This is a genomic window from Mycobacterium sp. URHD0025 (assembly GCF_000426065.1).
Lineage (GTDB): Bacteria > Actinomycetota > Actinomycetes > Mycobacteriales > Mycobacteriaceae > Mycobacterium.
Map to the genome: position 1 here is coordinate 636718 of NZ_AUEQ01000006.1, position 9648 is coordinate 646365.

The window sequence follows — 9648 nt, forward strand, 5'->3', positions numbered from 1 at the left end:
AGAGGAAGCTCGGCCTGGCCACCATGATGCTCGGCGCTTCGATCGTCCCCATGGCCGCGATGGCCACGGGTGTCGCCGCGGCCGACGACTATGCCGGCCAGAAGTACTCCGACGCGCAGTCGGCGCTGGCCGACGCCGGCATGAAGGGCGTCGTCGCGACCCGCTCCGGTGATTCGCTGGCCGACGACGACTGTGTCGTCACCAGTTCGGAGAAGGCGCCGTGGCTCAAAGGTGACGACTTCGCGCCGGTGACCGACACCGTGCTGCTCAACCTCAACTGCAGCGCCGGTGTGGCCTCGGCCAAGACGCCGGGCAACTCGGCCGCCAGCCCCGAGGGTCGCGCCGCCATCGCCCAGGCCAAGCAGCAGGCCGAAGAGGAACAGCAGCAGGCTGAGGCAGATCAGGCCAAGTCCAAGCACTGACCTCACATGTTGAGTTCCCACACCTTCGGCCAGTCCTTGCCCCGGAGCACGGCGTCGATGCCGCCGTCGACGAAGATGACCGACCCGACGAAGTAACTCGCCTCGGGGCTCAGCAGGAACGCGACCGATGCGGCGATCTCTTCGGGGCGTCCGCCCCGCCCGGCGGGAATGGTCTTGAGGAACTGCTCCATCCCCGCACCGGTCAGCGGGTCCTTGCGCCCCTCCTGGGTCATCGGGGTGTCGATGAGCCCCGGTGCGATCGCGTTGAGCCGGATGCCCTCGGCGATGTACTCGGCGGACTTGGTCCGCGCGTAGTAGGCCAGTGCGGCCTTGGTCGCCGGGTAGGCCTGCAGCGCCGCGAAATCGCCATAGGTGGAGGCGATGGTGTTGGCACCCGCCTCGTCGCCGGCCAGACAGGCCTCGGCCAGCTCGACCGGCCAATTCGGTTGGCTGGTGGTCGAATTCGAGCTGATCAGTACCACCGATGCGTTCTCCCGGTTGGCCAGCAAGGGGCGCAGGCCTTCCAGCAGCTCGATCGCACCGAAGTAGTTGACGGCGATGAGCAGATGCGCCGGTCGGCCGGTCGCCGCGGCCAGCCCGGCGAACGGGACGAAACCGTCGATACCACCGCCCGCGAGCTCGGTGACCTTCGCGATCGCTTCAGCCCGCCCGCCGGGGGTGCTCAGGTCGACGTTCACGTCGGCATCGCGCAGATCGACGCCGATCACCCGATGACCGTCGGATTCCAGCCTTTTCTTGGTGGCTGCGCCGAGTCCAGAGGCGCTGCCGGTGAGAACATATGTAGCCACGATGAGCGACCCTAGTGCGGCGCCGTCATCGATCGTCGGGGTGTGCCGCCCAGTGGTACACGGGCGCCGGTCAGGCTTCCTTCAGCACCGCGAGCAGGCGCCGGGCCGCGGCGACCCGGCCTGCCGCCGGGCCGGACAAGGTGTCCAGGGCGCATTCGGGATCGGCCGGCGGCCCCATGTGGCCGCAGCCGCGTGGACACTCGTCGATGGTCTCCGCCAGATCCGAGAACGCCTGGATCACGTCGTCCGGTTGGATATGGGCCAGGCCGAACGAGCGGATCCCGGGGGTGTCGATCACCCAACCGGCCCCGTCGAGTGACAGCGCGACCGACTGGGTGGAGGTGTGCTTGCCCTTGCCCACACCCGACACCTCGCCTGTTGCCCGGTAGGCATCTGGTACAAGGCGATTCACCAAGGTGGACTTGCCGACACCGGAGTGGCCGAGGAACACCGTGACCTGCCCGGTCAGCAGCGGGGCGACGGCCGCGAGAGGATCCTCACGGCCGGCGTTGACGATGGTCAGGTCCAGCTCGGCGAACTGCGCCGCGAAGGGCTCCGGCGGCGCCAGATCCGACTTCGTCAGGCACAGAATGGGTTTCAGCCCGCCGGCATATGCGGCGATCAAAGTGCGTTCGACGAATCCGGTGCGCGGCGGCGGGTCGGCCAGAGCCACCACGACCAACAGCTGATCGGCATTGGCGACCACGACACGCTCGGTCGGGTCGGTGTCATCGGCGGTGCGGCGCAACACCGTTCGACGCTCGCCCCGGCGCACGATGCGGGCCAGGGTGTCCGGCCGCCCGGACAGATCGCCGACGATGTCGACGTCGTCGCCGACCACGATCGGGGTGCGGCCCAGTTCACGGGCGCGCATCGCGACCACGCGGTGATACGGGTCGCGGTCGAGCGCACAGCCCCACCTGCCACGGTCGACGGTCACCACCATCGCCGACTGGGCGTCGGCGTGGTCCGGCCGGGTCTTGGTGCGCGGACGTGAGCCTTTGCCCGGTCTGATCCGGACGTCGGACTCGTCGTATTCCCGCGCTCCCAAGGTGGTTTACTTCCCCCTCGGGTGCGCGTCGCCCGCCAGCATCTGCACCCACATCAGCGGGAAATCGGGCAGCGTCTTGGCTGTCGTGTCGATGTTCTCCACCTCGACGCCGGCCACCCGAAGACCGATGATCGCCCCCGCGGTGGCCATCCGGTGATCGGCATACGAGCGCCAGGTCCCGCCGTGGAGCGGCCGCGCAGTGATGAGCAGGCCGTCCTCGGTTTCGGCGCACTCGCCACCGAGTCCGTTGATCTCGTTGGTCAGCGCCGCCAGCCGGTCGGTCTCGTGCCCGCGCAGATGTGCGATGCCCCGAAGCCGCGACGTCGCGCCGTCCCGGGCCAGCGCGGCCAGTGCGGCCACCGTGGGGGCCAACTCGCCCACATCGTGCAGATCGGCATCAAACCCGTCGTAGCCTTCGGCTCCACTGACTTCCAGGTGTGAATCGCGCTGGTGCACGGTCGCATTCACCTTCGCGAGCAGGTCGAGGATCGTATCGGCAGGTTGGATGCTCACCGACGGCCAGCCGGCGATCCGCACCGTTCCGCCGGTGACGATCGCGGCCGCCAGGAACGGCGTGGAGTTGGACAGGTCCGGCTCGATGTCCCACCCCCGCGCGGCGACAGGTCCGGGGGAGACGCGCCAGCGGTTGGGCACCGAGTCGTCGACCTGCACCCCGGCGTCACGCAACATCGCCACCGTCATCGCCACATGCGGGGCCGAGGGTACGGAGGTGCCGGTGTGCACGACGGTCAGCCCGTCGGTGAAGGTGGCACCAGACAACAACAGCCCTGATACGAACTGCGAAGACCCCGACGCGTCGATCTCGACCGTGCCCCCGGCCACGGCGCCGCGCCCGCGCACCGCGAACGGCAGACCGTCGCCGTCCACGTCGACGCCCAGGCCGCGGAGCGCATTGAGCAGCGGGGCGATGGGCCGGGAACGGGCCTGCTCGTCGCCGTCGAAGGTGACCGACGTCGAGCCCACCGCGGCGACCGGCGGCACGAACCGCAACACGGTGCCGGCCAGCCCGCAGTCCACCCGCGCATCCGGGGCCGGCGCGATGCGACCGCTGACGGTGAGGTGGGTGCCGTCGCCGGCGTCGGCGTCGACGGTCACCCCCAGGGTGCGGATCGCATCGATCATCAGGTCGGTGTCGCGGCTGCGCAGCGCGCCGCGGATGGTGGAGGGACCCTGTGCGGTGGCCAGAGCCGCCAGCACGAGTGCGCGGTTGGTCAGCGACTTCGAACCCGGCACCGTCACCGTGGCGTCGACCGGGGCCGTTGCCGACGGAGCCGGCCAATGCGTCGTCTGCTCCTCACGTGCACTCACGCTCTATATCCTGCCTTGTCCGCGGACTCTGCAACCATGGGCACTATGTGTGGACGTTTCGCGGTGACCACCGATCCGGCCCTGCTGGCGCAGAAGATCCAGGCGATCGATGAAAGCACGGCGAGTGCATCGGGCACTGGCGGTGACAAAGATGCTCCGTCGGCCAATTACAGTGCCGGTCCCAACTACAGTGCTGGTCCCAACTACAACGTGGCTCCCACATCTACCATCAGCAGCGTCGTCAAACGCCACACCGACCCCGAGGACGAGTCGACGCGCCGGGTCCGGTCCATGCGCTGGGGCCTGATCCCGCCGTGGGTGAAGACCGCCGAGGGCGGCGGCCCGGACACCAAGGGCCCGTTGTTGATCAACGCACGCGCCGACAAGGTGACCAGCTCACCGGCATTCCGCAACTCCGCCAAGAACAAGCGTTGCCTGGTCCCGATGGACGGCTGGTACGAGTGGAAGGGCCAGAAGGGCGAAAAAACGCCCTTCTACATGTACGGCGCCGACGGCGAGCTGCTGTTCATGGCTGGGCTGTGGACCACGTGGCGCCCACAGGGCGCACCCAAAGACGCGCCGCCCCTGCTCAGCTGCACCATCATCACCACCGACGCGGCCGGCCCGCTCGCCGAGATCCACGATCGGATGCCGCTGACCATCAGCGCACCGGACTGGGACCGCTGGATGGATCCGGACGCCCCGATCGATGAGGGTCTGCTGCGCGGCCACGGTGACCTGGACCGGATTGCCATCCGCGAGGTCTCGCGACTGGTCAACAGCGTCCGCAACAACGGCCCGGAGCTCATCGAGCCGGCCGAGCCGGAAGCGCCGGGGCTGTTTTGAGCGGCGTCGAGGGTGCTGCCGTCGACACCGGTCTCGTCGATGCGATCGGTGCCGACCTGCGTTCGGCCGGGTTCACCACCGACGGAGTGGCCGACCTCCTGGGCGCCGACGCCAACGCGGCGCTGGGACGCGGCGTGTGGTGGCCTGCGGTACGGGCGACCCGTGCGGCACCGGCCGAGCGTCAGCGCCTGGGTGTGTTGGTGCGTCTGCTGTTGCTGGGCACGGAGGAATCACCGGCGTCGGTCGAGGCGGCGTTTCCGTCGTCCGGCCTGCAGACGCTCGCGGCCAACGGCATTCTCGAATTCAGCGCCGACAAGGTGCGGGCGGCCCTCGACATCCGGCCGCACAGCGACGGCGAACAGGATTTCTACGTGGTGTCCGATCAGGACGCCGCGGTGCGGCGCGGGCCGTTGCGCCCCGATCACGTGCTGGGGATCGGCGGAGCGTCGGTGTCACTGGCCCGGGCGGTCACGCGAAACCGCGTCGGTCGCGCACTCGACCTCGGAACCGGATGCGGTATCCAGGCCTTGCATCTGAACGCCCACTGCGACGAGATCGTCGCGACCGACACCAACGAGCGTGCCCTGGCGCTGGCCGCTATGACGGCGCGGCTGGGCGGCATGTCATGGGATCTGCGGCGCGGCAGCCTGTTCGAGCCGGTCGCCGGTGAGCGCTTCGACCTCATCGTCTCGAATCCGCCGTTCGTGGTGGGCTCGGGTTCGCGCGACTACATCTACCGCGACTCGGGCCTCGCCGGAGATACCTTGTGCCAGAGCCTGATCCAGCAAGTCGGTGACCATCTGCTGCCCGGCGGCACCGCACACGTCATGGCCAACTGGATCATTCGCGAGGGGCAGGATTGGCAAGACCGGGTTCGCGGCTGGCTGGCCGGAACCGGCCTGCACGCCTGGGTGGTGCAGCGTGAATTGGCCGATCCGGTGAGCTACGTGTCGTTGTGGTTGGCCGACGCCGGTGAGGACCTCGACCGGCAGGTGCAACGCGGTGGGCAATGGCTCGACTGGTTCACCGAGGAAGGTATCGCCGGTATCGGCATGGGCATGATCTCCCTGCGGGTGCCTCGTGACGGCGAAGCGCCCGAGCAGATTCTTGAGGAGATCACCGGTGCCGACGAGGCCCTCACCGGGACAGAAGTCGACGCGTTCTTCGCCCGGCGGGCCTACCTGCGCGACACCTCCGACGATGCGCTGCTGGCGGCCCGGCTCTCCACCGCCCCGGTATTCCTTGAGGCGCAGTCGCTTCCCGGACCGGAGGGCTGGCAGGAGATCGGAGCCGCGGTCCGTCGTCCCGGGGGACCGGCCGCGGTCATCGGAGTCGACGAGGTGCTGCGAGCGCTGTTGGCCGGCTGCCGCGGCGAGGTCCCGCTGGGCACCTTGATCGAGCTGCTGGCCAGACATCACGGGGTGGATCCCGACGCACTGGCCCAGGCGGCGCTGCCGGAGGTGCGGGAGGCGATCGGCCGCGGGATCCTCTACCAGGCCGAGTGATTCAGGCCTTACGGCGCGCGGTCACCACCGCATACGGCGCGCCGAACGAGACCCGGCCCTCACCGTCCGCCTGTGCGCTCAGCGCGGTGGTAAAGGCATCGAGTAACCGTTCTCGCGTCGTCTCGTCCAGCCGGCTCAGCAGGTTGACATGCATGGGCGACTCATCGGAGATGAACCGCACCGCGGACTCGACGGATTCGAATTGCCAGGTGTGCGAGGCGGTTTCGATCTGGACCTGGTCGAACCGGTCGGCCAGCCGTGATTGCACGGTCTCCGGGTCGCCCCACTGGTCGGGCGAATACGCCGACGCCGGCGGTTGACCCAGCGTTTCCACGATGGGGGTGAAGAAAGGGCTGCCCGCCTCATCGCGCACCCAGGTGGAGAACGCGAACACCCCGCCTGGCGCCAGCAGCCGGACGACCTCGGTGATCAGGCTGGTGGGCTCGACGAAGATGATGCCCATGTTCGACACCACGGTGTCGAAGCCGCCGTCGGGCAGGCCGGTGTGGGCGGCATCGGTGACCACCCACTGCACCGCGTCGGCTCCGGGGCGCGTTTGGGCGATGGCGATCAGTTCTGCGGTCAGATCCACCCCGGTGACGCGGGCCCCGGACTCGGCTGCGGCCAGCGCAGCACTGCCGGTCCCGCAGGCCAGGTCGACCAGCGCGGTGTCGCGGATCGGTCGCACCCGGTCGGCCGCGGCGACGACCTCACGGGCGATGACGGCGATTTGTTGGGCGACGGCCTCGTAGCGGCCGGCGGCCCAGTTCGTGGGCTGTGGATCAGGCATGCCGACGAGCCTAGATGGAGTAGGTGAGTACGCTACCGCTCCCTGCGTTGCAGGCCGATGCTGAAAATCATGACCGAATCGCCTGCCAAGCCGCGCCTGAGCACTATCGACGTGCACAATCCCGCCGACGGGCGCCTGGTCGGCCAAGTCCCGGTCGACAGCGCCGAGACAGTCGCGGCGAAAGCCCGTGAACTGCGTCTGTACCAACCGGAATGGGCGGGCATGGGTCCACGTGGCCGCCGCAGGTGGCTGACGGCGTATCAGGATTGGGTGCTCGATCACGCCGAGCACATCATCGATGTCCTGCAATCTGAGACAGGCAAGTCGCGGGCCGACGCCAGTGGTGAGCCTCCGGTAGCAGCTAGTCTCGTCGATTACTGGTCGAGGCATGCCGAGAAGTTCCTTGCCGATTCACACCCGCGTTCGATCAGCCCGCTGGCGATCACCAAGCGGCTGACCACCAGTTACCGTCCGTACCCGGTCGTCGGTGTCATCACGCCGTGGAACTTCCCGTTCCTGATGCCCGGGCTCGATGTCGTCCCGGCATTGGCAGCCGGTGCCGCCGTGTTACTGAAGCCGTCCGAGGTGACTCCGCTGAGCGCGGTCGAGTTCGTGCGCGGTTGGAGCGAAATCGGTGCGCCCCCGATTCTGGCGCTCGCCACCGGTTATGGCGAAACGGGCGCCGCCGTGATCGACAATTCGGACTTTGTGCAATTCACCGGATCGACGGCTACCGGACGCAAGGTGGCTGTCGCATGCGCGGAACGGCTCATTCCCTTCAGCCTCGAACTCGGGGGCAAGGACCCGGCGGTTGTGCTGGCCGACGCGGATCTCGACCGGGCCGTCAATGGCATCACCTGGGGCGGCATGTACAACTCCGGACAAGTCTGTGTGTCGATCGAGCGGGTGTACGTCGAAGCGCCGGTGTACGACGAGTTCGTAGCCAAGCTCAGCGACCAGGTCAAGGCGCTGCGGCAAGGCCAGGATGACCGAAGCTGGAAGTTCGATGTTGGAGCGCTGGCCACGGCCGCACAGCGCGACATCGTTTCACGCCACGTAGACGAGGCAGTAGCTGCGGGAGCGAGGGTGGTCACCGGCGGAAAACCCACGGGCACTGGCACATTCTTCGAGCCGACAGTGCTCGTTGACGTCGACCATTCGATGGCCTGCATGACCGAGGAGACCTTCGGGCCGACACTGCCGGTCATGAAGGTCGCCGACGAGGCCGAGGCGATCCGGCTGGCCAACGATTCGCAGTATGGGCTATCGGCGACGGTGTGGAGCCAGGACAAGCAGCGTGCGGACCGGGTGGCCCGCCAACTCGACGTCGGGGCGGTCAACATCAACGACGTCCTGTCCAACGCCTTCGCACAAGAGATCCCGATGGGCGGCTGGAAGCACTCGGGTATCGGTGCTCGGTGGGGCGGCGCGTCTGGGATCCTCAAATACTGCCGCCAGCAAGCGATTACCTCGCCTCTGCTGCCGACGCCTGCCAAGGAGTTGATGTGGTACCCGGCGTCGAGGCGAGGTGTCGGCGTCGCGTTCGGCTTGCTGCGGGCGGCCGCGTCCCACGGGCTGCGCCGGGTCGGCATCACCCCCAAGGGCGCACGGCGATGAAGTGTCAGGGTGCGGTCCTGCGCGGTGTCGGTAAGGACTGGGAGATCGAGGAGATCACGCTGGACCCGCCCCACGACGGCGAGGTGCTCGTCAAGATGGCGGTGGCCGGCATCTGCCACTCCGACGACCATTTCGCAGCCGGCGACATGACCCCTCCACCGGACCTGGTGGCGATGAACGAGGCGATGGGTATACCCGTGCCGGACTACTTTCCCTTGCTCGGCGGGCATGAGGGCGCCGGCGTCATCGCAGCGGTCGGGCCGGGGGTGCGGTCGGTGCAAGCCGGCGACCACGTGGGCCTGTCATTCATCGCCGCGTGTGGCACCTGCCGCTGGTGTGTGTCAGGGATGACATACCTCTGTGACAACGGGGCGATGATGCTTGCCAAGGAGATGGTCACCGACAACACCCTGAGGCGTCACCTCGGCGACGAGGACCTGCTGGCCTTCGCCCAGCTCGGTACCTTCTCCGAATATGCTGTCGTCTCCGAACATTCCGTGATCAAGCTCGACGATTCGGTTTCACTCGCGGCCGCGTCACTGCTGTCCTGCGGCGTGACGACCGGCTGGGGTTCCGGAACCGTCGGCGTCGGAACACAACCCGGTGACACCGTCGTCGTGGTCGGCACCGGCGGGGTGGGAATCAACGCGGTTCAGGGTGCCCGCGCCGCCGGAGCCGACCTGGTCATCGCCGTGGATCCGGTCGAATTCAAACGGGATACGGCGAAGTTCTTCGGCGCGACCGACACCTGTCCGTCGATGGAAGCGGCGCTGCCTCTGGTGCGGGAACTGACCCGCGGGGTGATGGCCGACCGGGTGGTGCTCACGCCGAGCGTCGTACGCGCAGAGATGGTGGCGCCGGCTCTGATGTTGGCACGCAAGGGCGGTACCTGCCTGATGACCGGCGTCCCGAAGGTCGAGATCAGCATGGTGCCGATGGTCCTGGTCGACATGCTCCAGAATTGCAAGACGTTCAAGGGATTGATCTACGGCGGCATGAACCCCCGCGCGAGTATGCCCATGCTGTTGGAGATGTACCGCAACGGCCACCTCAAGCTCGACGAACTGGTGACGCGGCGGTACCGCCTCGATCAGATCAACGAGGCCATCACCGATATGCGGGAGGGCCGCAATATCCGCGGGGTGATTGAGTTCTAGAACGGTGGCGGTTTGTCCAACTCGGTATTGAGCCGGCGTTCGGTGTTGATGCGTTGGGTGCGGGTTTGTTGCCGGGTGCGCGTGCGGACCGGCATTTTGATGTCCCGACCGATTGCGGTCGA

9 protein-coding genes are annotated in these 9648 nt (G+C 67.8%); 5 read left to right on the top strand and 4 right to left on the bottom strand.

The features are described 5' to 3' along the window. Positions 1 to 26 precede the first annotated feature (26 nt). Entirely contained in the window at positions 27 to 422 is a 396-nt protein-coding gene (locus H977_RS0107580) for a hypothetical protein (protein ID WP_196808187.1), read from the top strand. A gap of 2 nt (positions 423 to 424) precedes the next feature. Here H977_RS0107580 and H977_RS0107585 read toward each other — a convergent pair whose 3' ends face one another. The 3 genes from H977_RS0107585 to aroA all read right to left on the bottom strand — a co-directional run bounded on the left by H977_RS0107585 (position 425) and on the right by aroA (position 3611). After that, a complete protein-coding gene (locus H977_RS0107585; protein ID WP_029107297.1) occupies positions 425 to 1231 on the bottom strand; it encodes an SDR family oxidoreductase in 807 nt (268 codons plus the stop codon). 70 nt (positions 1232 to 1301) lie between these two features. Then, complete coding sequence (gene rsgA, locus H977_RS0107590) at positions 1302 to 2282, bottom strand: ribosome small subunit-dependent GTPase A (RefSeq protein ID WP_029107298.1); 981 nt, start codon at positions 2280 to 2282, stop codon at positions 1302 to 1304. A gap of 6 nt (positions 2283 to 2288) precedes the next feature. Next, entirely contained in the window at positions 2289 to 3611 is a 1323-nt protein-coding gene (gene aroA / locus H977_RS0107595; protein ID WP_029107299.1) for a 3-phosphoshikimate 1-carboxyvinyltransferase, read from the bottom strand. Between the two features lie 45 nt (positions 3612 to 3656). On the opposite strand from aroA, the gene H977_RS0107600 reads away from it, so the two are divergent. Together H977_RS0107600 and H977_RS0107605 are read left to right on the top strand one after the other, a co-directional pair. Next, a complete protein-coding gene (locus tag H977_RS0107600) occupies positions 3657 to 4457 on the top strand; it encodes an SOS response-associated peptidase (protein WP_196808188.1) in 801 nt (266 codons plus the stop codon). Then, positions 4454 to 5962, top strand: coding sequence for a DUF7782 domain-containing protein (locus H977_RS0107605; RefSeq protein ID WP_029107301.1), 1509 nt, complete (start codon positions 4454 to 4456; stop codon positions 5960 to 5962). The genes H977_RS0107600 and H977_RS0107605 overlap by 4 nt, the downstream gene beginning before the upstream one ends. A 1-nt stretch (position 5963) precedes the next feature. On the opposite strand, the gene H977_RS0107610 is transcribed toward H977_RS0107605, so the two are convergent. Continuing rightward, positions 5964 to 6752 (bottom strand): class I SAM-dependent methyltransferase, encoded by a 789-nt coding sequence (locus H977_RS0107610; protein WP_029107302.1) that lies wholly within the window; start codon positions 6750 to 6752, stop codon positions 5964 to 5966. Between the two features lie 69 nt (positions 6753 to 6821). Between H977_RS0107610 and H977_RS0107615 the strand changes: the two genes are divergently transcribed. Both H977_RS0107615 and H977_RS0107620 read left to right on the top strand, forming a co-directional pair. Continuing rightward, the gene (locus H977_RS0107615) at positions 6822 to 8369 is read left to right on the top strand and encodes an aldehyde dehydrogenase family protein (protein ID WP_036475414.1); all 1548 of its coding nucleotides are present in this window, start codon (positions 6822 to 6824) and stop codon (positions 8367 to 8369) included. Next, on the top strand, positions 8366 to 9526 hold the full coding sequence (locus H977_RS0107620; RefSeq protein ID WP_029107304.1) for an NDMA-dependent alcohol dehydrogenase: 1161 nt from the start codon (positions 8366 to 8368) through the stop codon (positions 9524 to 9526). Before H977_RS0107615 ends, H977_RS0107620 begins: the two co-directional genes overlap by 4 nt. Positions 9527 to 9648: the final 122 nt, after the last annotated feature.

Coding starts and splice junctions, on each gene's coding strand:
- H977_RS0107580 (WP_196808187.1), top strand. CDS start 27: ATGCTCGGCGCTTCGATCGTCCCCATGGCCGCGATGGCCACGGGTGTC.
- H977_RS0107600 (WP_196808188.1), top strand. CDS start 3,657: ATGTGTGGACGTTTCGCGGTGACCACCGATCCGGCCCTGCTGGCGCAG.
- H977_RS0107610 (WP_029107302.1), bottom strand. CDS start 6,752: ATGCCTGATCCACAGCCCACGAACTGGGCCGCCGGCCGCTACGAGGCC.
- H977_RS0107615 (WP_036475414.1), top strand. CDS start 6,822: ATGACCGAATCGCCTGCCAAGCCGCGCCTGAGCACTATCGACGTGCAC.
- H977_RS0107620 (WP_029107304.1), top strand. CDS start 8,366: ATGAAGTGTCAGGGTGCGGTCCTGCGCGGTGTCGGTAAGGACTGGGAG.